We start from the raw sequence: 25804 nt of genomic DNA on the forward strand, positions 1-25804 counted from the left end.
CAGACGCTTTTCTCTGTACTAGCCACATGAAATAAGATCTTTCTATCCATACTAAGTCTTGGAGGTATGTGTTGTCATGAAGCTCATATGGATTACTGGAATTTTACTATTCACTCAACAAATAAATCTGTCTGACACTTTATCATTGACCAATCAAGGAGAAACAATCGCTGTCATCAATCGCGATGACTATACCATTCCTTTAGTCGGGGTGCCAATGGTAGATGAAAATAAATACAATCAATTCATTAAAACGCTCGACCGACAAGTATACAAAAAACCTGTCGATGCAACCATCAATGGCCATGGACAAATCATTGCCGGAAAAGTGGGATATAAACTTTATAAACAGGGATTTCAAGAGAGGTTTTATACCTACTTTTTCAGTAAGGGGCCATCCAGATTGGAAGTTCCGACGATTGACATTTATCCGAAAGTCGACGGGGAACTGCTGGCGCACATTCGAACTAAACGGATTGGTCAATATGTAACTTATTTTAATGCCTATAATAAAAAACGCTCCCATAATATTTCACTTGCTGCAGAAGCTATCAATAACCACGTGGTTTTTCCCGGAGAGACTTTTTCATTTAATGAAGTGGTCGGCAAGCGAACAGAAGACAAGGGATATATGCGTGCTCCTATTATTGTCAGGGGAGAATTATCAGAGGGAGTTGGAGGTGGCATTTGTCAAGTTTCGTCTACCCTGTTTAATGCTATCGACAATGCCGGCATAAAAATCGTTCAGCGTTACTCCCACAGCAGACGTGTTCCTTACGTTCCTTCAGGACGCGATGCAACGGTAAGCTGGTATGGTCCTGATTTTCGGTTCAAAAACGAGTATAATCAGCCCATTCTGATTCGGGCTAAATCGTATCCAGGCAGTGTAATCGTTACGGTTTATTCCTCGGATTCCATTGATTATGTTCCCCGGAAAGTTCGAAGCGCATCACATCGACTGCCGCAAGAAATCATGATTGATTCTGATGGAAATAATGATAGTGAACAATAATACTTTAACAAAAAGAATGACCCAAAAGGGCAAAATACGGGCCTTTTGGGTCATTCTCTTATTCAGCGTTCACAATATGTGCTGTGTGGTGCTTACCATGCCATGCATACAGTGCTGCCAATGTATAGACATCCAGTTCTTTTTCCAATCCGGGATGGTAAACCGTTTTATTGACGTCTTGCTCCTCCAACCGTTCAAGCAAAAAAGCCCAGCGTTTCTGCAAACCATCCAATAAAGAAAGCGATAATTCAACAGGTGCTTCCTTCGCTTCCTCTGTTACTGCCCACTCATTTTCTTCAAATGGATTAATTGTCGGCGTGTCTTCTGTCAATGCAAGCTTTGTGCGAATGAAGGCATTCATATGTGCATCCGCTAAATGATGCACGACCTGCCGAATCGTCCATCCTCCCTCGCGATAAGAGCTGTCTATCTGTTCTTCTGTCAACCCTTGTACAGCCTCACGCAGCTTTTCCGGAAGCTCGTTAATGTCTGCGATAAAACTTTGAAATTGTCTGTTATTTTTTTCTTTCGGCATTTGAAATGAGCCGATTGGATATCGTTTATCCATCTTATTTTCTCCCCCGTTTCCTCTCTAATCTACCATCATTTTACATATTCTCTGCCTATAACGTCTACTGATTTGCTTTTTCCAATAAAAAAAGCATACAGGAATGGTTCCCGGCATGCTCAAATACCTCGGTTAGACTAGTCATCATCTCTAGCCCCATCCTCTACAATGGTACGAAGCTCTTTATAAAACAGTTCATCATTACATGTCATTTTTTCACCATAATGGGCGATTTCCTGAAGCTCGCCCATATCGCCTTTTGCATTGATGATTTCAAGCACCTGTGTCATATCCTCTGTTTGCGGCGTTTCTGTTTTCTTCATGATGCCCCTCCTTTATAAGCTATAGCTTTTCCGAAAAAGGGGACCGTTGATGCGTTTATACATGAATTTTTTAATCTTACGGAAGTATCCCCCTCTATTCGAAAAGAATCAAAAAACACTTCTTTGTCAGGAACTGCAATGCCCTATGAAGGAGAGCCATGGATAGCGAAGATTACAGCGTTGGTCACAGGACGTGACCGTTCTTAGCTGTAATTTGGCTCGTTCCGCTTTTTATTTCTCCAACATCAATTGAAGCAGCAATTCATCTGTTTGCTTTGTTCCTTCATTACCCAAACGGCAGAAGCTATCAATCGTTTTCTCTACATCATCATGGATGAATCCGTCTGTTGATGAGATTTCATGATTGCTTACTGCAAGTAACGCGGATTGGACGGCGACATTCGAACAAGTCGAAACCTTCATCGCACATCCTGCCTTTGCCCCGTCACAAACCATACCCGACACGTTTCCAATCGTATTTTGAATGGCTGCTTTAATTTGATGGAGTTCGCCTCCAAGCAAGTAGGTGATGGCAGCACTAGCTCCCATTCCCGCAACGGTTACACCGCAAAGAGCGGACAATCTGCCAAATTTCGATTTAATATGAATGGTAACAAGGTGGCTAAGGGCAACAGCACGTATTAACAGCTTCTCGTCCACCCCGAGCTTTTCGCCTACCGCTACAACTGGCAATGTTACCGCAATCCCTTGATTTCCGCTCCCAGTATTAGCCATAACCGGAAGCGGCGAACCGGCCATTCTTGCATCTGAGCCTGCCGCTGCAAGAGACATGGCCCTTGTAGCGAGATCATCAGCCAGGAAACCTTTTTTGACGTTTTCTTTAATTGTTTTTCCTACTTGCAAACCATATTCCTGTTCCAACCCTTCCAATCCGATGGTTTTATTGAGTTGAATGCTTCTTTTCACAATATCCAATTCTTTAATATCGATGGTCGTTACAAATTCATATATACGATCAATCGTTAACTCCTTAAGAGCTTGCTTATTGGAGTGAAAATAAATGTTTTCACAACCGCCTTGAAAAATAGATTTTCCGTCTTTTTCAATGAGAACAATATCGTTATGATTGTCAGCAATCACGACACGTGATGATTCTCTGTCCGTTTTGATGATGACTTCAATGTAAAGCTTTTTCGGATTGTCAGCAATAGAAACAGACACTTTGCCGTTTTGCACGTGCTTCAAAGCTTGTTGTTCATCTTCTTCTGTTACTCCTTCGAGTACTTCAAGCTGCTTTTTGGGGTTCCCAACTAATGCACCAAGCGCCGCTGCAAAATCGATTCCTCTCGCTTTCATCCCTGGTATACCGACTGCTTTTGCATTTTTAATAATATTCCCGCTAGCAATTACGTGGATATTCGTTACAGGACCCGATACTTGTTGTTTTGCTGTAGCCGCCGCAAGCGCAATTGCTACAGGCTCAGTACACCCCAATGCAACGACGAGCTCTTTTTTTATAACGTCTAAAATCTGTTGGTTATCCATTTTTCTTCCTTCCCAAGCATTGTCTATAACATGGACGTTCCATTCTTTTTCTCATTTTTTATCATGATTGTAACAAAATTCACTGTGATTATATTATTCCCCCTTTTACTTTTCAAGCATATTTTGAATATGGTACCTTTTTTCGTTCATTCATTATAGTTCAAACTATTAATAGAAAAGACCATTTCATGAAGTTGGTGTCCCATAGGTCCTAAACATATCACAGAAATTACTTTTCACTGAAAGGACCCGTCACTCAATCCTTGATTTTACTGGATTTCCATGACGGGTCCTTTCAGGAGAATGATTCAAAGGTATGTTTTTTATACCTTTGAATCATTCTCTTCATTTATTATCGTGCATTCGGAAAGACACGACGTACGACTTCTGTAAATTCGTCGAATAATCCCCCAACTGGTCTTCCTTCACCGATGTCATTTACATAGTTATCCATTCGGTCGATAAAGTCAGGATTTGTTGAAACATACACATTTTGAATATCGGCATCCGTTTTTCTGACCGCATTCGCAATGTTATTTTCCATCTGACGTGTTAATTTTCCTTCAGCATTATCGTCAAGCTGGGCTGCCACATAAGCGTTACGCTCAGTTACAATCACACTCGCTCTTTGTACTCCTTGTAAGTCAGCCACTCTATCCGCAGCCTCATCCGCTACGTTCATCAATGGCTCCTCGCCATTTCTATCATTTTCATTTCCAACGTTGCGGAGCGGATTGTTTAATCCCATATCATTATCATTCACATTTCGGACATTCCGTAAAGAACCGTCTACTCCGTTTCTGCCGTTATTGTCCCGAATGTATCGATTATTATCATTCACTACATTATCGTTGTCATTCACGTAGCTGACATCGCGTGTATTGTTATTAATCCCATTTCGATCATCGGCTGCATTATCGTTGTTACATCCAGTTAGTGCAATCATTGAAAGAGCACCTGCTGTTAAAACTAATTTGTGCAATAAAGCCATAATACCCCTCCTTCAAATTTTAATAACGAATCAGTTTTAGTTTTGCGATAGCTGACGCATTTTATGTTGATAAATAAAAGGAAACATACTTCACAGTTTCCTGACTCATACTAAAATGGGGTAATGAAGGAGGATGTTCAAAAATGGAGCTCATCAAAGACCTTTTCCTTGTTGCCGGCAGAATTGTCACGATTTTGCCCTTACTTCTATTTTTAACATTGTACATGGGGAAACGTTCTGTCGGGGAACTACCTGTTTTTGATTTTTTGGCCATTTTGACAATGGGAGCCGTTGTAGGAGCGGACATTGCTGATCCAAAGATTGAGCACATACCTACCATTGTGGCCATGATTTTAATTGCCTTTTTGCAAAAAACAATTGCAAAGAGCAAAATCAAACATCGAAAAATCGAAAAAATGGTTACGTTTGAACCGACTATTGTCATGGAAAACGGGATGTTTCTTCCGGATAATTTAAAGAAAATCCAATATTCCATTGATAATATGTTGGGATTGCTTCGTGAAAAAGAAATATTTGACATAAAAGACATCCAGCTTGCTATCATTGAAGGAAACGGGAAGCTTTCGATTGTGAAGAAGCCGGAGAAAACAAATGTAAAAATTGAAGATTTACAAATCCCGAAAAAGGGTGTAGAAGCAGCTTTTCCCCTTGTTGTAGAAGGTGTCATTTACGAGGAAGTATTGGAGTTTCTCCAACTGGATCGATCCTGGGTCATGCAGCAGCTCCACACACAACACATTTTCTCCCTCAACGATGTGTTTTTCGCTTCCATCAATAAACGAAAAGAACTCCATGTATGCAAGCGGCATTATTCCCTCAAGCATACCCCTCCTTTTTTTCATTAAAACGCATCTATAGAAATGAAACACAATAGGCCGCATGCGAAATCCTTGTTTTCTTCGGATAGCATAAACGGCCTATTATTCTCATTTATTTTTTATTCAATCCTTGTTTTTCAACAAACTCTTTCATATACATTCTTGTAGGATTTGAAAGCATGTTCGCCATTTGCCCTGTCCACGTATCACTTCGTTCTCCACCAGTTCGCTCTAGATAGTATTCCTGAATCGTTTGATTATACTGTTTAAGTTCTTCATGGAGGCGCTGTGTGTCTTGATTATATTCATCTTCATGATACACATGCTCAAATGGCAGCCTCGGTTTTTTCCCCGATTCATGAAGAGGATGACCGACCGTCATACCAAACAACGGTACAACCCGTTCAGGGGTATTCAATAGCTTTGATACTTCTTCCAGATTGTTCCGAAGGCCCCCAATATAGCAAATCCCAAGACCCATTGATTCTGCTGCAACGGCGGCATTTTGAGCGGCGAGCGCTGCATCAATGACAGCAACCATGAATTTTTCTGTGCTTTCAATAGAAGCCTTAATATCTTTCCCTTCCATTTCCGCCAGTACTTCATGGCGAAACAAATCGGCACAAAAAATGAATAAATGTCCGTTCGTTTCCACATAAGGCTGATTTCCTGCGAGTTCAGCGAGCTTTTTCTTCTTTTGTTTATCCTTCACACCAATAATGGAATAGGCTTGAATATAGCTTGAAGTAGAAGCAGCTTGTGCCGATTCTACAATCGTGCGTATTTCCTCCTGTGTGAGCGGCTTATCTTCATATTTTCGAATCGAACGATGATGCAGCAATGTTTCAATAACGTTATTCATTTATCATTCCTCCCCTTTTCATTGTAACCATGTTCGGGTGATCTTTTCACGTATATTGCTTGTTTGATCGATTTTGACGCTTGTCCTTCATCGCATTCTATTATCTGCTTGCACTAGAACCCTTTAGCGTCTTCCTGTTTAGCTATATTTTATCCATGTTAAAATAAAAAGTTTTTCACATAAAAAAGGGGCCCATTTTGGTTATGGGTCCCTTCCTTATGGATAATTAGTTTGATGGGGGAATTTCCCCCATCAAACTAATTACGCGGATTGATATTGAGTAATTTCGTTTTTAAGTCCTGCTCCATATCGGCAAGCTCACGTTCCGCTTCCTGCCGCTTTATCCGTCCATCTTGCTGAATTTGCAGTACCTCTTCAAGCGTACTCAATAAGTTCTCCTGTGTACGCTTTAATGTCTCGATATCGACAATGCCCCGCTCATTTTCTTTTGCGACATCGATCGTGTTTTGTTTCAGCAGTTCGGAATTTCTCGTCAACAAATCATTCGTCGTCTTGGACACTTGGCGCTGTGCTTCCATCGCCGTTTTCTGTCTAAGCAGCGTCAATGCGATGACCACTTGATTTTTCCATAAAGGAATGGCCGTTAAAATAGAACTTTGGACTTTCTCCACAAGCGTCTGGTTTACTTCTTGAATGAGACGAATTTGCGGAGCGCTTTGAATGGCGATTTGACGGCTCAATTGCAAGTCATGCACCCGCTTTTCAAGACGATTGATAAAATGATTGATATCATTCACTTCCTGAATGGCCAAATAATCATTGGTATTGGAAGCCTTTTGCTGCAGAGTCGGCAGTGTTTCGTTTTGTAAAGACTCTAACTTGTATTCGGCTGCTGCAATATAAATATTGAGCGCATCGTAAAACTGCTTATTTTTTTCAAACAAGTTATCAAGCATAATTAGATCGCGCATAAGCATTTGACGGGCACCTTCCAGCTTATCGGCGATTTTATCAATTTCGACATTGATGCTTTGATATTTCGAAAACATCCCATGTATCGGCTTTGATAAAGAAGAAAACAAGCGGCCAACGACACCTTTTCGTTTTTTCGTGAAATCTTCGGGATTCACTTGATTGATTTTCAGCATCAGTTCCGTAATGGCCTCTCCGACGGGTCCCGTGTCTTTCTTTTGAATATGATTCAAAACGGAATGCGAAAACTGGGAAAGCTCCGATTGGGCAGCCACTCCGTACTGCAAAATGGCTTGCTGGTTTTTATAATCGATTTGCTCGGCAACTTTTCGCGCTTTTTCCCGATGCTCGGGTGTTAATATTTCAAATGTCGTTTTCGGTTTTGGAGCAGCCTCCTCTGCGAAAGACGGCGTTGATGTATTGGCGAAAGGATCTACCAACAGTTCATCCAAATAATCTTTTTTGGGTTCACTCATCTATGTTCTCTCCCTCTATTTTTCCTATTGATTCGTATTCTCAGGCAAATCTGCCGAGTCGGATGGTTGATATTCAAAAGATTGTTTCAACATTTTCCGTTCGACCTCAAGGCTCATCATATCGTTTGATAATGAATCGAGCAGCACTTGCCGAGAGCTTTCTGCCATTTCATCGAGTAAAAGCTCTGCTTCACGAAGCGACTCTTTTAACTCAATGCTTCTGACCGGCTGTTTCAATAAAAACGTATAACGGTCGACAAGCGTGACGGTTGCGGGCAAATGCTGTGTAAAGAAGGCTTGTACTTCCCGGTATCTGACGGGCTCTTCTTCGACAACTTTAATAATTCCTTTTGCAAGCTTGTGAAGCTTGGCGATTTTCATCCAGGCTGTAAGAGATCGCACTTTGTACCGGCATGCCCCAATTGCTGCCACTTTTTTGTTGGCTTCTTTCAGTTGATACTTTACATAAGCCAGTTCTTCCCTATATGGATCAACATTCCTCATGCGTTTCCATAAAAAACGTCCACCCATCCAAAAGACTGTTACAGCCGGAATTCCGATGCCGATTAGAACCGACTGGATAAAAGGGATATTCAGCCAAAAGAATGAAATGGGCATGGAAACAAAACCGACAAGGCCGCTGAACATGAATAGAAATAAGCTTCGAATAATTTTCATCTATCATTCACTCCGATTTTTGTTGATAAAAGAATGTTATCATATTTTCTATCTTTTTGTATTTTATGGAAGAATTTTTCTTCAACATTCCAATCATAACCTGTATTTATTCATACGAATGACAACAGCAAAAAGTTTCGTATGTATGGATCAACTTTATTGATTTATGCCAATTCATATATCCCATTTTTAACCGATTTCACTCTCCATAGTCCCTTTTAACACTAAAACACCGTTCGTACTTGAACGGTGTTTTCTCTCGTCAGGGAATTTTCAGATTCCTTCGTTTAGTTGTAACAGTTTTTTATTTAATTTAGGAGTATACATGACGAGGAATCCAGATCGCCCTATAGTATAGACGATAAAAGCAAGCCATAGACCATGATTATGCCAGATAGGGGTTACTGTGATTTGTATAATGATATAAATAATCATTGCGTAAATCATAGAGTTTCGAACCGGAGCAATTTCAGTTGCTCCTGTAAAGACACCGTAAATGACAAGGCCAAAACAAGCAGCAAACGGATAGATGATGAGCCATGTTCCATATTTGGTTGAAAGCTCGATAACACTAGGTAACTTTGTAAAAAGTCCAATAATTTGTTCTTGAAATAATCCATATACGCAAGCTACGGTAAAAGCAGTGATCACCGACCATTGCCTTGATAACGTAAACGTTTTTTTATATAATTCTTTGTCATTTGATCCTACCGCCTTGCCGACGAGAATACTAGAGGCGTTGGCGAACCCATCAAAGAAATAAGCCATTATGTAATGAATTTGAAATAATACAGCGTTGGCAGCTAGAAATTCTGTACCAAACGAAGCACCTTTTGCTGTAAACATATTAATAACAACTAATAAACAAATCGTTCGAATAAACAAATCCTTGTTAACGTTAAACATCTTTTTCATAGACTGTGTATCTATAAGTGCTTGAATAGATGGTATTTTCCATTCAAACGGTGATGCCTTCCAAACAATAAACAACCCTAATAAGAAGGCTGTAATCTCAGCAATCAAAGTGGCCGCAGCGACCCCTTTTACAGCAAAAGAAAAGACATGGACAAAAAGAATGGCCAAAGTCATATTTAAAACATTCATTAACACTTGTAAACATAAAGATTGTTTAATCTTAGCCATCCCCATTAACCAGCCAAGAATAACATAGTTCATCAATGTAAAGGGTGCTCCCCATATTCGAATGCGAAAATATTCTACTGCAAACTGACTTACATCGGAAGCAGGAGCAATCAATTTGAGAGCTGCATATTCAATCGGCCATTGTAAGAGAATAAAACACATACCTACAATTACAGCCAATAAAAATGGACGAGATAAAGCAAGTACTCCTTGAGCTGGGTCGCTTGCCCCATTGGCTTGTGCGGCAAAAGCAGATGTGCTGACCCGCAAAAAGCCGAAGACCCAATACAAAGTATTAAAAATAAGGGTCCCTACTGCAACGCCTCCAATATAAGCTGGATCGGGAAGTTGTCCGACAACGGCTGTATCCACAGCACCTAATAAGGGCGTCGTCATGGTTGAGAGCGTTAGAGGAATCGCCAAAGCAAGATACGCACGATGATTCATCCGATAGACCTCCTTTCTATAATTTTAAGATAAAAATAATAGCCCCGATTATGTAAATGAAATCGAGGCCTTCGAATAAAGGAAACTTTCAACAGTGAGGGTTCTTTCATCTCCCACTGATGGTTAGTTGATCTTATCGGGCTTTTACGGGCAGTTATCCCCGACTTAAACTTCTCCAATGATTCTAAAGAACGAAGACTAAAAACTCGACGTCAATCTCCACGTCTTCGCTAGCACATCCTGTGCGTCGGAGGTGGAGGTCTTATTGGCCCGTTAATGCGGAGCAACTGTAACTACTTTTAAATTAAGTATGGCTAACCCTTGTTCCAATCGTACGAAAACGCGGGTGCTCAGCAAGCATAGAACCCCTCATCTTTTTTACTACAGGATGTTCTGAAGTAAAAAACTGATTTTTTGACTCGTAAAGTTCGACTAGTTCCCCTTTTTCTAGTACACCTAATGTATCACTAATCGTATAGGCAGCTTTAATATCATGTGTAATAAAGAGATAAGATAACCCGAAGTCTTCTTTCAGCTCCCTGAGTAGTTCTAAAATAAGGGTTTGATTAACCATATCTAGACTGCTTACAGATTCGTCTAAGACGATCAGTTTGGGCTTGAGTGAGATTGCTCTTGCAATATTAATTCTCTGCAATTGGCCACCGCTGAATTGATGCGGGTATTTTTTTAAATCCTCTTCACTTAGCCCTACCCTTTCCAATAATTCAACAACGGTTCGTTTTTGTTCAAGTACTGTCAACTTTTCATAGTTTTCCAGCGGCTCTGCAATAATACGTTCAGCTGTCATTCGAGGGTTAACCGATGAATATGAATCCTGAAAGACAACTTGAAGGTCACGGCGGATTTTTTGGCGGGTAAGCTTATCTGCAGTATAAATATCATGCCCTTGAAACAGAACTTGTCCATATTGGGGACGTTCCAAACCAAGAATCACTTTTCCTAAAGTACTTTTACCGGCTCCGCTCGTACCAAGCATTCCTAGGCATGTTCCTTCCTCAATAGAGAGGGAAATACCGGAAAGTACTTTTGGAGAACGGTCTTTCCAGTTGAAAAACGTTCGAGATCCGTAGCTATGAGTTACATCATTTACCTGTAATAAACTCATTTTTTCACCTCTTATTAGTCAAGCCAAATGAATGATAGATTCATCTAAATGTAGTATTGTTCGCGCATTTAATAGTTTCTTCGTATACTCATGCTGCGGCTCATCAAATAGTTGAAACACATTCGCTTTTTCTACTATTCTGCCATTCTGCATAACGGCTACTTCATCTGCCATTTCGGAAATGACTCCGAGATCATGGGATATTAATAAAATGGCTGAACCATATTCGGAGCGAATTTTATCTAAGTGGTGCAGCACTTTCTTCTGATTATTTACGTCAAGTGCGGTTGTTGGTTCATCGGCAATAATAACGGCCGGATGCAAGCATGCTGCCATAGCGATCATCACCCGTTGAAGCATACCGCCACTCAATTGAAAAGGATAGTAGTTTAAAAGTTTAACAGGGTCTGGTAAATTAACATGTTGCATCGCCTCAACAGCAAGCTCCGTTGCTTGTTTTTTATTCCACTCTGTATGCGAGCGAATGGTTTCAATAAATTGATGGCCAATCGTAAAAACAGGCGTAAAAGCATTCATCGGATTTTGCATAATAAAGGCTATATCCTTGCCGCGAATTTTACGCATTTCTTTATCTGCTAAACCGTTTAATTCCCGTCCTTGTAATGTAATGCTACCTTCAATCGTTGTCGTTTTCCGATCAAAAAGCTGAAGAATGGACATACTTGTAACGGTTTTACCGCATCCACTTTCTCCAACAAGACCAAGTACCCTCCCACGCTTTAATTCAAAATTTACATCTTGAACGAGGGTATCAGCACCAGTATTTGTTTTTACCTGTACATGTAAATCTCTAACTTCTAACACATTTGACTGTTCTGTTCCCAACATTCTCATTCCTTTTTAAAATCGACGTTTGACACCGTAACGTTCTGATAACGCTTCGCCCAATAAATTGAATGTCACAATAACAAGCATAATGATCAATCCTGGATAAAGCATTAATTCTGGATTCGTCCGAATATACGATTTTCCTTCGTGAATCATCGCTCCCCATTCAGGTGTTGGGGGTTGTACTCCTAATCCAAGAAACGACATGGCAGATATATCCATGATGGCCCAGCCCATTTCTAATGTACCCATTACGACAAGTGGAGGAAGCACATTTGGGACAATATGATTTTTGATAATCTTCCATTGAGAAGAACCGCTTATTTTCGCAGCTGCAATAAAGTTCTGTTCTTTCAGACTAAGTACCATTCCTCGGAACATTCTCGCGTAGTAGACCCATTGCACAAGCATCAGCGCTAAGATGACTTGCGGAAGTCCAGGTCCGAATATACCAACCAGTCCAAGAATGAGGATAAGACTCGGGAAAGCCATAACCCCATCGCAAAATCTCATCAAAACATGGTCAACCCAGCCGCCTTTATACCCTGAAAAGGTTCCAACGATTAAACCAATGGCTAAAGATGAAATGAAAATAAGCATGGCAAATCCTAATGAAACGCGTGCTCCATATAAAATGCGTGACAAGTTACATCTTCCTAAATGGTCGGTTCCTAATGGAAATTCCCAGGATGGAGGCTGCAGTTTATAAGCTAAATTAACAGCAACCGGATCATTTGGCGCTATCCAGGGAGCAAATACCGCGATGATAAAAAGAAGACCTAATATGAACGAACATATTGGAATGACTTTTTGACTTCTAAATAGTTTACGTAACCTTTTTATCATTGCTGGTATCCTTCTTTCCTGGAAATGCGCGGGTCAATGTACATTTGAATAAGATCAACAAGTAAGTTGCTAACGATAAATAAAATAGCTGCAATCAGTACGTAGCATTGAATGACAGGTATATCACGATTAAAAATAGCTTCAATAAAATAACGACCAAACCCTGGCCAAGAAAAAACCGCTTCAACGATAATCGTTCCAGTCAGCAGTTTTCCAAGGTTCATTCCAAGTCCAGTTATCATTGGGGAAATGGCAATCCGTAAGACATGCTTGGTCATAATGGTTTTTTCTTCCAATCCCCTTATCCGCGCAAATAACACATACGGCTCTTGTAAATTTTCCAGAACACTCGCACGCAACAATCTTGTATAAATGGCAATTAAGGGAAGAGCCAGTGTAACGGAAGGTAGAACAAGATGTTGCCATGTCCCAATTCCTTCAACAGGAAAAAGGTCAAGTTTAACAGAAAAGAAGAAAATCAAGATATAGCCCAGCCAAAAAGAGGGAATCGATGCCCCTAAAAAAGAGAGAATACGGCTAAAGTGGTCGATTACACTATTTTTCTTTACTCCAGCAAGAAAGCCTAGAGGGATACTGACGAGCACCGCTATTACGATACTCCCTAGAGCCAACTGAATGGTCGCTGGGATTCGGTATGTAACCTCATCCCAAACTGGTTTATTCGAAACATAAGATATGCCAAAATCAAGTTGGCATATCTTCATAATAGAGTTTACATATTGGATGAAGAATGGTTGATCTAAACCAAATTCTTGTCTTTTCTGAGCCAAAATCTCATCTGTCGGTTGAATATGGGCAGCTGCTAAATAAGCCTCAGCCGGGTCCACCGGTGAAAGGTGAATCATTCCAGTCGTAAGTAATGTTGCCAAAAGAAAAACCGGAATAATAGATATCATTCGTTTCAATATATAGGTGCCCATAAAAGCCTCCCGCTACTTACTACTCGATGCTAATTCCTGTGAATGGATGTTCGTCACGATTAGCAGGGAAAGTAAAATTCGTAACATCTTTTTGATAAATCGCTGTTTTCTTAATATAAGAAATAGGAACAATTGCTCCCTGGTCTTGGATTGATTTCAAAATAGACGAGTAAAGCTGTTGACGTTGTTCCTCATCTGTTGTTTGAGGGACCTCGGCTATTTGTTTTAGTAATTGGTCTTTGTTCGGATATGCTGAGATTGCCTCATTAAATCCAAACCCTTCTGATGCAACAATGTTTAAGAACGTATGAGGATCATAAGGAGCACCATAGTTACTAAAGAAATTAATGTCAAATTCATTTGCTTTAAATCGTTGAATTTGCTCTGTTAGTTCAACCCCAACAATGTTTAATTTAACACCAATGGCTGCCCACTCAGATTGGAGCGTTTCTGCCATTGCTTTTTGAATCGATTCTGCTGAATCATACATTAGCTCGACTTCAAGTGGCTGTCCATCTTTTTCACGAACCGTTTTCCCTTCAGAAAGCGTCCATCCAGCTTCATCTAATAACGAATTCGCTTTTTCTACATCGTAATCAATGACATTAACATCAATGTCTTTCGTGTAAGGGAAATTTGTCGGTAAAATATGATCTGCTTTTTCTTCGTACCCAGACGTGATCCCTTCAACCATTGCTTCTTTATTAAAACCATAATGTAACGCTTGACGTACGCGTTCATCGGAAAGCTGTTCTTTCTTTGAATTGATAACAAGTTGTCTCGTTGCGACTGGTTCCGAAATGCTAGTTTCATAGTTACCAGTAGACTCTAATTGCTTGAAAGCATCTAAACTAATGACACCTTCTCCGTAAATCAAATCCAGCTCGCCTTTTTCAAACGCAAGTACTCTCGTTTCCGCATCAGGAATGATTTTCACTTTGATTTTTTCTTCTTTTGGAAGCTCACCCCAATAATTTTCATTACGCTTGTAAATAGCATATTCATCAGCTTTATACTCTTCCAACATCCATGGACCTGTACCGACCGCTTCAACGACACCTTTTGAGGTATCCCCATCTTCAGGGAATCCAGCTTCACCCAAGAAACGAACTGGTCGAACAACAGCTAACTCCTGAATCGTTGGATAATATGGTTCGGTTAATGTCAGTTGAAACGTATTTTCGTCGATTACATCCGTTTGTTCTATTTTCGTTAAGAAACCTAACCAACTATGTAGTTCAACATTCTTCAAAATCGTATCAAAGTTTTTTTTCACAATTTCTGCATTAAAGCTTGTTCCGTCAGAAAATTTCACATCTTGCCGTAGATGAAACGTATATACTTTGCCGTCTTCAGAGATTTCCCATGACTCGGCTAGATGCGGTTTTAGCTCGCCCCCATCCTGGTAGCTTACTAATGGTTCATACACCATCGACTGAGCAAATAATTGTGAAGGATTATAAACATGCGGATTCATTTCGCCTACATCCCTCGGCCAAGCGATCGTAAGCATGTTGTCATGATCGCCCTTTGATGCTGAATCATCATCGCTGGCATTTGTACAACCAAGTAATAGCGTTGATAAAATTAAAATAAATACGGTTGTTATTAAAATATTTCGACTTTTTATTCCATTAAACAAAGTGTTATTCCCTCCTACTTGATGGTGATAATCATTTTCAATTTTAAGCAGGATGCATAATGTTGTCAATGCAATAACGGAAATTTCTTTCTGAACGAAATGTAATATTATATCATTAATTCAAACAGTTTATAAATACACTTCACTTGTTATTAGTGAATTTTTGTTTTTCCAGCACGCGGATGGCTTCTATCGAAAGTTAGTTTATCTATATAGATCGATTTAAAAAGTTCGACATGACCAAAGAATGGCTATACCAAATTTTCAAAGCCCTTGAGAGCAAATTCAAGTTGTCCGAGTCACCGATTGTGATGCCTCTCGATTGAATGAAGATGTGTCGAGTTATTAAGTGGAATATATAAAATTAGTTCCCCGCAATCAAAAAGTCCTTAGATCCATATAGATTCTAAAGACTTTTTATGTTTATAAATAAAATTGTAATTTTACGATTGACCCTATCCTAAATCTGAATTCCTTCCTCCTTTTGAAAGAAAAGGGTCGTTAATTTCATAAATAATTTAGAACAAAAGTTTTTTAAATTCCTTAGGTTATCAGCAGGGATTCCCCCTTTGATAGCGAGATAAATCTGCAAAATGCTTTCCATTTACTGTTTCCCTAAATATTCGTTTAATTTAGCCATTTTCTCTTCGACTGTTTCTTTTGTGATGACCTCTGCTCCTGAATCGATACGTTTTTCAACTTTCTCGCCTTTGGTATTCTTATAAGCAGACTCCACACCTAAATAGCCAATCATATAAGGATCTTGGGCAACAGTAGCAGTTAAACCACCGTTTTTAATCGATTCTAAACCTTCAGGCGTTCCATCAAAACCAATGACTAAAACATCTTTATTTTTATCCTGAACTGTACGCAATGCACCTAGAGCCATTTCTTCACTAGTCGCATATACAGCTGTGACATCCGGGTGAGCTGTCAAAATATTTTCCATTACATTTGCGGCTTTCGCACGGTCGGAGTCAGCAGGCTGAACAACCACTTTAATTCCTTTCTCCTTTAACACTTCCTCCGCTCCCTTTGTACGGTCATCGTGAGTGTTATCTCCTTTTGCCCCGCGAATAATGGCTACCGTGTCGCCTTTTTTCACTTGCTTCGCAATAAACTCTCCACCTAAACGGCCAGCGTCATAATTACCTGTTCCAATAAACGATACTTTGTCTTCAAAGTCAGCGTCCGTATCAAGCAATAGGACAGGAATATTTGAAGCTTTCGCTTGTTCAAAAACAGGCATTGCTGAAGCAGGCTGACTTGGAGCTACAAGAAGCGCATCTACACCTTGAGTAAGTTGATCTTCCATCATCGATACTTGTTCCATGAACTGCGTTTCAGCTGGCGGACCAAGGACATTCACCTTCACTCCATATTCCTCTCCGGCTGCTTTTGCACCTGCTTCGACGAATTTCCAGTAATCACTGTTTAGCGCTTTTAAAATAACCCCAACTTCTAATTCTCCACTATTCGAACCGGTATTGCCGTCTTGCGATCCTGTTTCTTTGCTTCCACATCCAACTAATGCGATGAAACTAATAAGCAAAATGAAAGGAATACTCAATATCTTTTTCATAAAAAATCCCCCCTCATACAGTTTCCTACTCTCAATGATTTTATTTTTTCTTTATTAAGCAGGCTGCGCTTTTACTTTGAAACTACTTCTTCAAAAGACCTCTTTAGATACGCAAGAGATTCAACTGCATATGTGTTAATCGATTTCATTGCTAAAGGACCTTTATCTGCTTGGAATGGATTGGCCCCCGGAGCAGAGCACTCCACAACAATCGTTTTATTAAAGCCGGATTTCTTAATACCAGAAACGACTTTTTCAAAGTTAATATGCCCTCTTCCCAAGGCTTGACGATTGCTGTCAGCAACATGAATAATCTCTAGATGATCTTTCAATTTTTCAAATGGCGCTTCCATATCTTGATCTTCAATATTCATGTGATACGTATCCAACAGTGTCTTAACCTTCGGATGATTCACCTCTTGAACAAATCGCAAAGCGTCTTCGGCGCTATTTACGATACAACTTTCGTAACGGTTTAAAGGTTCAATGACAAGAGTTACATCCAATGCGCTTGCTAAATCGGTTAATTGGTGAACGGACTCCATCGCCCACTTCCAATCTTCCCCTGGATTTCCCATCAGTGCTGTTTTTCCTACAGCCGAAGGACATACGACAATATATCTGCCTTCTACTAGCTTTACTGCTTCAATTTGCCGCTTGAAATAATCAACAGCTTTTCTTCTATTAAGAGGATTTCGATTCGCTAAATCCTGTTCCTCATTCGGCCATCCTGTATCACCAGTCAATCCCCCGATTTCCAAGGATAAATCTTTAGAAAGCTGTAATAGTTCAGTCCAATTATAGCGGTCCACTGCTGCACGAATTTCAATGGCATCATAACCGGTTTTCGCTACAAATTTCATGACCTCTTCAATTGGTGCATTTCCAAAAGTCCAACTGCAAATAGAGAATTTCATATGTATCTCCCATCCTCATAGATTTTGATTTTTTAGACCACACAACCTCATCACCTTTAGGTAACCGATTAATTAAGAATCTTAAGTGACATTACAGGTTTTATCATTAATATTAGCCTTATACTATATAGAAAACTACTGAAGTGATTGTAAATACACCACCTAACTTAGGTAATTTTTTATGGATATAAAGTAACCGATTACCTCTTAAAAAGAGTTTATATTATTATTGAAGCGTTTTCAATAGTGAATTCAGAAAATATTTTAATTTCATTTTTTTGGTTTCCCTTTCTTATAGGATTGGTCATGTGTTATATGATTTAGAAAGGTCAATATTTTCTCTACACCCCAGTAATACCTATTTCAACATAACGGAAACTTTCATCAGTGGGGTCTTACTTCCTGTTGATGCAGGATAAAAAAAGATGACTCGGATTCGCAATAAAATCCTTTGAGTCATCTTCTTTTTCATTCCATTTTCTATTTAGTTTTTCACACTTTCTATCTGCGCAGTTGATTGACGAATAACAAGGTCCGGCAACAGAACTACCCGATGTGTCGTTTTACTTTTTCCTTCAATTTTTTGAGTTAACAAATCTACCACATGATGACCAATATCTCTAAGCGGCTGTTGTACAGTTGTTAAGGGAGGAACTACAACTTCGGATAACTCCGTATTGTCAAATCCAATCACGGATAAATCGTTTGGAATCGTTAAACCACGTTCCTGTGAAGCTTGCATAACACCAATTGCCAACAAATCATTGCAGCCAAAAATAGCGGTTGGACGCTTCTCTAAATCGAGTAATCGTCCCGCGTTTATTCTAGCGCATTCCCTTGTGGACTGATCACACACCACTATCAAATTTCCATCCGTTTTTACCCCTGCGTCAATTAACGCTTGACGGTACCCTTTTATACGACCTTGGCTGCTTCTATCTCCCTCGGCAACCACTCCTATGTTTCTATGACCTAATGATAGTAAGTATTCCGTCACCTGATAACCGCCTAAATAGTCATCAACTGTAACACTGTCGATGGGGAGAGCTGGTAAATCTTGTGCAATAAGTGCAAGCGGGAACTTTTCTTTAATTAACTCTCTTAAAAGTTTAATGTTTTTAAATCTAGCCGCTACGATTATTCCATCAACTTGTTTTTGTTTTAAAAGCGATATATATTTAAGCTCTTTATCTGGATCGGCATCTGTATTACACATCATTACACTAAAACCTAGTTCTTGCCCACGCTCTTCTATATATTTGGCGTATCCGGCAAATATTGGATTGGAAAGATCAGGAATGAGTAATCCAATCGTATACGTACTTTTCCCTTTTAATGCAGAAGCAATCATGCTTGGCTGATATTGTAATTCGTCCATTACTTTTTGAACTTTCAGCTTCGTTTTTTCACTGATAGAGCCTGTATTATTAATGATTTTAGAAACAGTCGCCGTTGAAACACCAGCCTTTTTAGCTACATCATAAATCGTTATTTTCATTTTAAACCCACTCTCAATACCTATTGGATTTTTACAATATAAATAAACAACCATTCTTTTTAAGGTAACCGATTACTTTTGGTTTTAATTATATTTGGATTTAATATAAAAATAAAGTCTTTTGCCTAAAAAGGTTGATGATTAGAAAGAAAAGGATGAACTTCAGCAATTAAAAACTCCTTAGGCTCTATGAATCTAAGGAGTTTTTGTGTTTATCAATGGAGATAATCATAAGTATTTTTTGCCAACAATAAAAAAGTGACTGCGATAAACAGCACACGGACATAGCCGCTTCCTTGTTTAATGGCAAATTTTGAACCGCAAATGGCACCGGCTATTTGTGCAAGTCCCATTGGTAAACCATAGGCATAATTGATTTGTCCTAAATACATGAACATTAACAGTGCAGCAATATTACTGCCAAAGTTTAAAAACTTCGCATTCCCTGCCGCCTTTAAAAAATCAAATCCAATCATTAAAAAGGCAAACATTAAAAATGAACCTGTTCCCGGACCTAGAAATCCATCATAGAAACCAATAGCAAAGATTAAAATCATAAAAATAATAAAATGGCGAATGGATAATTTTTTATAGGTTGAAATACTGCCCCAATCTTTCTTAAAAATCGTATAAATTGCAACAGCCGCAAGCATCACAAGCATTAGTGGCTTTAGGACTTCAGGATTCATCAAATGGACCGTCCACGCACCAATCATCGAGCCAATAAAGACGAGTGGAAATAATTTATAAACGGATGTTAAATCAAGCTTGCCCGAACGATAAAACATAATCGTACTCGTTAAAGAGCCTATTGTCCCTGCCAGTTTATTCGTTGCAACAGCTGCTGCTGGCGTCAGGCCTGTAAATAGCAAGGCTGGCAAGGCAATCAACCCGCCGCCTCCAACAACGGAATCGATAAATGCTGCTAAAAAACCAAAGATAATTAAAATAATTAATAACGATGGATCTAAATCAAATAGCATATAATCAACCTCTCTCTTAGTAACTACTGAAATAGTACCTAAAATATTTATTATTGTAAATAGTCATTATAAATTTGGTATGATAGGAATAGTTGATTATGGGAGGAAGAAAAGTGGAAAATTTGGTACAACAGCTAAAAAAACTAGAGTTTAACGAATACGAAGCTAAAGCTTATGTTTCTCTCGTTAAACAAGGAACGGTTACGGCCTATCAAGTTAGCAAGGATTCTGGAGTTCCACGTGCACGAATTTATGATGTGTTAAACAGTTTGGTTGAAAAAGGAATTGTCTTAAAAGAAGAAATAGATGATAGCGCTCAATATTCTCCGCTGCCTGTTGATGTCTTTCTACAAAAGGCTCAATCAAATTGGGAATCTAATTATAAAGCGATAAGTGAATCGTTAAAGCATCTTGAAATAACCGAGAACAAGCCCGGCAATCGTGTGATGACATTAAAGGATCGTGAAACGATTATTAGCTACTGTCAGGCATTACTCAAAAAAGCCGAAAAGCGTGTTGTTATTTCGATGTGGGATGATATGTACGATGCGTTGAAGGAGGATTTGGAGCAAACGGCTGCTCGGGTCAAAGTGCAAGGCATCACGCTTCATGTTGAAAATCCCATTGAACATGTAGACGTTCATCGCATTACGAACTTTACCGAAACCCCTTCTAGTGAGCACTGGTTTATTCTGTCCATTGATGCGAAAGAAATGATTTACGGCCCTTCATTAGAAGAACGCAGTATGGCCTTTTACACAGATGACCCTGTTCATATTTACTTATTAGAGGATTATATATGGCATGATGTATTAGTAAATCGGCTTGTGCGGCGCAGCCAAGATGATTTGGAACAATGGATTACCGCAGAGCGAAAAACCTTCTTTATGGAAGAATAATAAGCTCCTCCCAATCAGATGGGAGGAGCTTATTTTGTCCATATTCTCTATGCCTCCCCGGTAAGAATCTAGAACACTTCTTACAGGGAAATCATTTCCATATATAATGTTACTTAATGACTCGATACATCTTCACCCTATCGAGAGACGTTCACAATCTGTTATCTATATATTCCACTTAATAACTCGACATGTTTTATTCCATCAAAAGGTATTCACAATCGGTCATCCAGACCACTTGAATCTGCCCACAAAGGTTCACCTATGCGGATGGCGCCACCCCCGCAAGAGGGATGTCAGCCGCTTAGGTCTAGAAAATTTGACATGGCTGCTCTTTGGCCAGGCCAAATTTTCTAAATCAATCTCTTATCCTTCTAATAATAAAGATTCTGGATCTTCCAACAGCTCTTTTACTGTAGCCAGGAAGCTAACTGCTTCTTTTCCATCGACAATGCGGTGATCGTACGACAGAGCAATATACATCATTGGGCGGTTTTCCATTCGTTCTGCATCGATGGCTACCGGTCTTGTTTGAATCTTATGCATACCGAGAATTCCCACTTGAGGGCTGTTTAAGATCGGTGTCGACATTAAGGAACCGAATACCCCTCCGTTTGTAATGGTGAATGTTCCGCCTTGCAGTTCTTTTAATGTCAGGGCATTGTCACGTGCTTTTTTGCCGAGGTTACTGATTTCCCGCTCAATATCAGCGAAGCTCTTCTGATTCGCATCACGGACAACCGGCACAACTAATCCCTCTGGCGCTGCTACTGCAATTCCGATATCATAAAATTTCTTAACTACCAGCTCATCCCCTTGAATTTCGGCATTTAAAAGCGGGAATTGTTTTAAAGCTGCTACTACAGCTTTTGTAAAGAAAGACATGAATCCAAGACGAACATCATGTTTTTCAAAAAATGCATCTTTTCGTTTTTTACGTAAGTTCATCACAGCTGTCATATCAACTTCATTGAATGTTGTCAACATCGCCGCTGTATGCTGAACCTCTACCAGGCGTTTGGCGATCGTTTGACGGCGGCGGGACATTTTCACACGCTCTACCGGTTTATCAGGATCAGCTTGGACTTGGATAGGGCTAGGCGTTGGCTGAACTTTTTCCGCTTTTGGTTGTTCTTTAACAACAGGTGCCTGTGTATGTGCTTTCACATCATGCGGGCGTATTCTGCCAAGCGGATCGCTGCTGTTTACTTCGTTCAAATCAATTCCACGTTCTCTTGCCAGTTTTCTTGCAGCCGGTGAAGCGATTGGACGTGCTGCTTTTGAAACTTCCGATACTGCTGGAGCAGGGGCCGCTTCTTCTTTCGGTGTTTCTGGAGCGGCTGCTGGAACAACCGGAGCGGCGCCTTCTGCCACATTCTCTTCTAAAATGGCAATGACATCGCCTACCTCTACTGTATCGCCCGGTTCTTTTAATACTTGCGTTACCACACCTGTGTAGTCTGTATTCACTTCAATATTCACTTTATCGGTTTCTAGTTCAACTACACTTTCTCCTTTGTTCACTTTGTCCCCTACATTAATGAGCCATTGTAAGACGGTTCCTTCTGAAATGGATTCTGCGAGCTCTGGTACTTTAATTTCAATCATGTTGGATATCCTCCCTGGTTTTATGAAACGTTCTATTACACTCGTTTTTTTACTAAGTATTTTGCTTCTGGTTCAGTGGTTAGTTCTTGAGCAATACTTCTTCTTGTTTTTGCTGTGTTGATGCCTGAATGTCGTACAACGCTTGGTGGACAATGCGTTCTTGTTCTCTCTTATGAACATGCGGGTCGCCGCCTGAAGGGCTGGAGCGATCCGGACGTCCTATATAGCCTACTTTCAAGCTGTCAGATGCCAGTTCATAAAGAGTAGGAGCGATATAATGCCAGGCTCCCATATTTTTCGGTTCTTCCTGTACCCATACGATTTCCTCTAAGTTCGGGTAACGCTGCAAAATAGCTTCCACTTTTTCCTTAGGAAATGGATACAATTGTTCGATACGAACGATATGCACCTCATCCAGATTTCGTTTTTCTTGACTTGATTCAATTTCCACTGCCAAATCGATGGCCATTTTTCCTGTAGTTAACACTAATCTCTTCACTTTACCTGTTTCTTTTCCAAGTCCCGGCTGTTCCACTGCGGTTTGGAAATGTCCTTCACTCAATTCTGTGCCTGAAGAAGAGACTAAAGGATGGCGCAGCAAACTTTTCGGTGTCATCATGACCAATGGACGAACAAACTCTGTTCCCAAAATGGCGGCTTGACGACGTAAAATATGAAAATATTGAGCGGCACTCGTTACGTTCGCGACCGTCCAGTTGTTTTCCGCCGCCAGCTGTAAAAAGCGTTCCGGGCGGGCACTGGAGTGCTCTGGTCCTTGCCCTTCATACCCATGAGGCAGCAGGAGAACAAGCCCTGACTTTTGCCCCCATTTCGCTCTTGCTGCTGAAACAAATTGATCGAAAAGAGGCTGTGCCGTATTGGCGAAGTCTCCGTATTGCGCTTCCCACATCACGAATGTTTCAGGAGCGAAGACATTATAGCCGTATTCAAAACCGACAACAGCTGCCTCTGACAGCGGACTATTATGAACGGCAAACGAAGCGCGGGCTTGCGGCAGACGATGCAGCGGTGAAAAGGTCTCGTTCGTTTCCGTATCATGCAGTACAATGTGCCGCTGGGCAAACGTTCCGCGCTCTGAATCTTGCCCTGTCAGACGAATCGGCGTGCCTTCTTTTAACATAGTGGCAAATGCCAATGCTTCTGCTACCGCCCATTCTACTTTACCGTTTTCCTCCAAGGCATTTTCACGGCGCTCCAAAATGCGTTTTAATTTTGGATATACATGAAATCCTTCCGGCCACTTCAGTAAATCACGGTTTAATTCGCGAAGGGTATCAAGTGAAACGCCTGTTTCCATCACTGGAATGCCTTTGGCGATGACCATCGGCACCTCTGCTTCTGCGGCAGGCCCATCCTTTTTCTTCTCTGAAACTTGAGCATATTCAGCCTGTAATGTTTCTTGCACACTGCGGCTGATTTGTTCTGTTTCCTCTTGACTGATGATTCCTTTTGCTTGTAATTGATCAGCATACAATGCTCTTACAGTTGGATGATTTGCGATTTTTTTGTAGACTTGCGGCTGGGTGACGGCTGGGTCATCCATTTCATTATGACCGAAGCGTCGGTAGCCGACCAAGTCAATCAAAAAATCTTTTTGGAAGCGAGCCCGGTATTGATACGCAAGGTGTACGGCTTTAATGCAAGCTTCTGGATCGTCTGCATTCACATGAACAATCGGAATCTCAAACCCTTTCGCCAGGTCACTCGCATATCTCGTTGAACGGGAATCATGGCTGTCTGTCGTAAAGCCGACCATGTTATTTGCAATGATATGGAGGGTACCTCCTGTTTGATATCCTTTTAATCCCCCTAAATTCAAGGTTTCTGATACAATTCCCTGACCAGGGAACGCTGCATCGCCATGGACCAAAATCGCAAATGCTTTCGAAGTATCCTGCTCGGGATAACCAGCTTTATGTCGTTCCTCCTGAGCCGCTCTTGCAAACCCTTCGACAACTGGATCGACGAATTCCAAATGACTCGGATTATTCGCTAAAGTAATGCGCGTACGAACGCTCTCGGCCCCTTCTATAAAGCGATTTCTACCTAAATGATATTTCACATCTCCAGTCCAGCCCTCACTCACGTTAAATAAATCTTCCGACGGGCCTTGCTGCTTGGCCGAAGAGTGCTGAAACTCAGCAAACATCTGGCTGTATGGTTTTTCTAACACATGCGCTAAGACACTTAAGCGTCCACGGTGCGCCATTCCAATCACGATATTACGTGCTCCGTCTTCGGCACTTTCACGAACTGCTTCATCCAGCATCGGTACAAGCATGTCTACTCCTTCAATGGAGAATCTTTTTTGGCCGACAAAGGTTTTATGCAAAAATTGTTCAAAGCCTTCGACTTCTGTCAGCCTTTTCAAAAGGCTTGTGCGCTCTTCTTTTGATAATGAACGATGCAGAGCACCCGTCTCCACCATCTGAGTTAACCAAGTTCGCTCTTCCATATGATGAACGTGGTCAAACTCGTAAGCTAAAGAGGAAGCATAAACACCCTTTAATCGGTTCACAGCATCCAATGCCGTTTGAACGCCTTCTGGTGCATCCTCCCACACCGTCTTAGCCGAAATCGCTTTCAAATCATCCTCACTTAACCCGTATTTTTCTGGATTAAACAAGTGCTGCTCTTGTGCTTTCGCTTCTAATGGATTCATATTGGCCGCTAAATGTCCATGTGAACGAATGTTGTCCAGCAGCTTTACCACTTTCAGCACTTTTTCGATATTTACCGAATGGTCTGGGTTAACAGACACATAGTTAACGGCTTCTTGCGTGTAATTTGTTTCCGAAGTCAAAGGTGAGCCCCATTGAATAAAAAGCTCTTTCAATGCTGGATCAACAGCGTCTGCACCATTCATGTACCGCTCATATTGTTCAATCACATAGCCAAGGTTTGGACCATGAAAGTTCTCCCATGGATTTTGTTGATTTTTCTGTACTATCATTCACAATGCCTCCAAGCTTGTGTTTTATTCCACTATTTTTATCGCATCATTTAATTGAGTAATTATTGATTGCCTATGACTAAGAGTAATGCAATAATTGAAATAAATAAAATGCTAAAAAATTATAATTACCTATAAAAAACTTTTATATGGCTTAGATT

The 25804-nt window shown here is 40.4% G+C and carries 22 protein-coding genes; 3 read left to right on the forward strand and 19 right to left on the reverse strand.

What is annotated here, in order from left to right; genetic code table 11:
- Positions 1–76: 76 nt before the first annotated feature.
- Positions 77–1012 (forward strand): VanW family protein, encoded by a 936-nt coding sequence (locus BK575_RS19405; protein WP_078412866.1) that lies wholly within the window; start codon positions 77–79, stop codon positions 1010–1012.
- A gap of 58 nt (positions 1013–1070) precedes the next feature.
- Here the strand turns inward: BK575_RS19405 and BK575_RS19410 are convergent, their stop codons facing one another.
- From BK575_RS19410 to BK575_RS19425, 4 genes are all read right to left on the reverse strand, one after another.
- The gene (locus BK575_RS19410; RefSeq protein ID WP_078412868.1) at positions 1071–1580 is read right to left on the reverse strand and encodes a YfiT family bacillithiol transferase; all 510 of its coding nucleotides are present in this window, start codon (positions 1578–1580) and stop codon (positions 1071–1073) included.
- Between the two features lie 137 nt (positions 1581–1717).
- A complete protein-coding gene (locus BK575_RS19415) occupies positions 1718–1903 on the reverse strand; it encodes a hypothetical protein (RefSeq protein WP_078412870.1) in 186 nt (61 codons plus the stop codon).
- Between the two features lie 231 nt (positions 1904–2134).
- Positions 2135–3409 (reverse strand): L-cysteine desulfidase family protein, encoded by a 1275-nt coding sequence (locus tag BK575_RS19420; RefSeq protein ID WP_078412872.1) that lies wholly within the window; start codon positions 3407–3409, stop codon positions 2135–2137.
- A gap of 352 nt (positions 3410–3761) precedes the next feature.
- Positions 3762–4400, reverse strand: coding sequence for a YhcN/YlaJ family sporulation lipoprotein (locus BK575_RS19425; protein WP_078412874.1), 639 nt, complete (start codon positions 4398–4400; stop codon positions 3762–3764).
- Between the two features lie 143 nt (positions 4401–4543).
- On the opposite strand from BK575_RS19425, the gene BK575_RS19430 reads away from it, so the two are divergent.
- On the forward strand, positions 4544–5266 hold the full coding sequence (locus BK575_RS19430; protein WP_078412876.1) for a DUF421 domain-containing protein: 723 nt from the start codon (positions 4544–4546) through the stop codon (positions 5264–5266).
- Between the two features lie 85 nt (positions 5267–5351).
- Here BK575_RS19430 and nfsA read toward each other — a convergent pair whose 3' ends face one another.
- From nfsA to BK575_RS19495, 13 genes are all read right to left on the reverse strand, one after another.
- Positions 5352–6101, reverse strand: coding sequence for an oxygen-insensitive NADPH nitroreductase (nfsA, locus tag BK575_RS19435; protein ID WP_078412879.1), 750 nt, complete (start codon positions 6099–6101; stop codon positions 5352–5354).
- A 257-nt stretch (positions 6102–6358) separates the two neighbouring features.
- Entirely contained in the window at positions 6359–7510 is a 1152-nt protein-coding gene (locus BK575_RS19440; protein ID WP_078412881.1) for a toxic anion resistance protein, read from the reverse strand.
- Positions 7511–7534: 24 nt separating this feature from the next.
- The gene (locus BK575_RS19445; protein WP_078412883.1) at positions 7535–8188 is read right to left on the reverse strand and encodes a 5-bromo-4-chloroindolyl phosphate hydrolysis family protein; all 654 of its coding nucleotides are present in this window, start codon (positions 8186–8188) and stop codon (positions 7535–7537) included.
- Positions 8189–8461: 273 nt separating this feature from the next.
- The gene (locus BK575_RS19450; protein WP_078412885.1) at positions 8462–9778 is read right to left on the reverse strand and encodes an MATE family efflux transporter; all 1317 of its coding nucleotides are present in this window, start codon (positions 9776–9778) and stop codon (positions 8462–8464) included.
- A 304-nt stretch (positions 9779–10082) separates the two neighbouring features.
- A complete protein-coding gene (nikE, locus tag BK575_RS19455; RefSeq protein WP_078412888.1) occupies positions 10083–10904 on the reverse strand; it encodes a nickel import ATP-binding protein NikE in 822 nt (273 codons plus the stop codon).
- 18 nt (positions 10905–10922) lie between these two features.
- Entirely contained in the window at positions 10923–11750 is an 828-nt protein-coding gene (gene nikD / locus BK575_RS19460) for a nickel import ATP-binding protein NikD (RefSeq protein ID WP_078414876.1), read from the reverse strand.
- Between the two features lie 15 nt (positions 11751–11765).
- Positions 11766–12599, reverse strand: coding sequence for a nickel ABC transporter permease subunit NikC (gene nikC / locus BK575_RS19465; protein ID WP_078412890.1), 834 nt, complete (start codon positions 12597–12599; stop codon positions 11766–11768).
- Positions 12596–13540: a nickel ABC transporter permease subunit NikB gene (gene nikB, locus BK575_RS19470; RefSeq protein WP_078412892.1), complete on the reverse strand. Its 945-nt coding sequence runs from the start codon at positions 13538–13540 to the stop codon at positions 12596–12598. The genes nikC and nikB overlap by 4 nt, the downstream gene beginning before the upstream one ends.
- Positions 13541–13559: 19 nt before the next feature.
- Positions 13560–15182, reverse strand: a complete 1623-nt coding sequence (gene nikA / locus BK575_RS19475) for a nickel ABC transporter substrate-binding protein (RefSeq protein ID WP_078412895.1) — start codon at positions 15180–15182, stop codon at positions 13560–13562.
- A 604-nt stretch (positions 15183–15786) separates the two neighbouring features.
- Complete coding sequence (locus tag BK575_RS19480; protein WP_078412897.1) at positions 15787–16764, reverse strand: sugar ABC transporter substrate-binding protein; 978 nt, start codon at positions 16762–16764, stop codon at positions 15787–15789.
- Positions 16765–16835: 71 nt separating this feature from the next.
- A complete protein-coding gene (locus tag BK575_RS19485) occupies positions 16836–17681 on the reverse strand; it encodes a sugar phosphate isomerase/epimerase family protein (RefSeq protein WP_078412899.1) in 846 nt (281 codons plus the stop codon).
- 484 nt (positions 17682–18165) lie between these two features.
- A complete protein-coding gene (locus BK575_RS19490) occupies positions 18166–19179 on the reverse strand; it encodes a LacI family DNA-binding transcriptional regulator (RefSeq protein ID WP_078412901.1) in 1014 nt (337 codons plus the stop codon).
- Between the two features lie 215 nt (positions 19180–19394).
- Positions 19395–20162 (reverse strand): TSUP family transporter, encoded by a 768-nt coding sequence (locus tag BK575_RS19495; protein WP_078412903.1) that lies wholly within the window; start codon positions 20160–20162, stop codon positions 19395–19397.
- Between the two features lie 113 nt (positions 20163–20275).
- Between BK575_RS19495 and BK575_RS19500 the strand changes: the two genes are divergently transcribed.
- Positions 20276–21061, forward strand: a complete 786-nt coding sequence (locus tag BK575_RS19500; protein ID WP_078414877.1) for a TrmB family transcriptional regulator — start codon at positions 20276–20278, stop codon at positions 21059–21061.
- A gap of 366 nt (positions 21062–21427) precedes the next feature.
- On the opposite strand, the gene odhB is transcribed toward BK575_RS19500, so the two are convergent.
- Together odhB and BK575_RS19510 are read right to left on the reverse strand one after the other, a co-directional pair.
- Positions 21428–22669 carry a 2-oxoglutarate dehydrogenase complex dihydrolipoyllysine-residue succinyltransferase gene (gene odhB / locus BK575_RS19505; RefSeq protein WP_078412905.1) on the reverse strand — a complete coding sequence of 414 codons (1242 nt, stop codon included), beginning with the start codon at positions 22667–22669 and terminating at the stop codon, positions 21428–21430.
- A 79-nt stretch (positions 22670–22748) separates the two neighbouring features.
- Positions 22749–25643, reverse strand: a complete 2895-nt coding sequence (locus tag BK575_RS19510) for a 2-oxoglutarate dehydrogenase E1 component (protein ID WP_078412907.1) — start codon at positions 25641–25643, stop codon at positions 22749–22751.
- Between the last annotated feature and the right edge of the window lie 161 nt (positions 25644–25804).

Source organism: Priestia abyssalis (assembly GCF_002019595.1).
Classification (GTDB): domain Bacteria; phylum Bacillota; class Bacilli; order Bacillales; family Bacillaceae_H; genus Bacillus_BA; species Bacillus_BA abyssalis.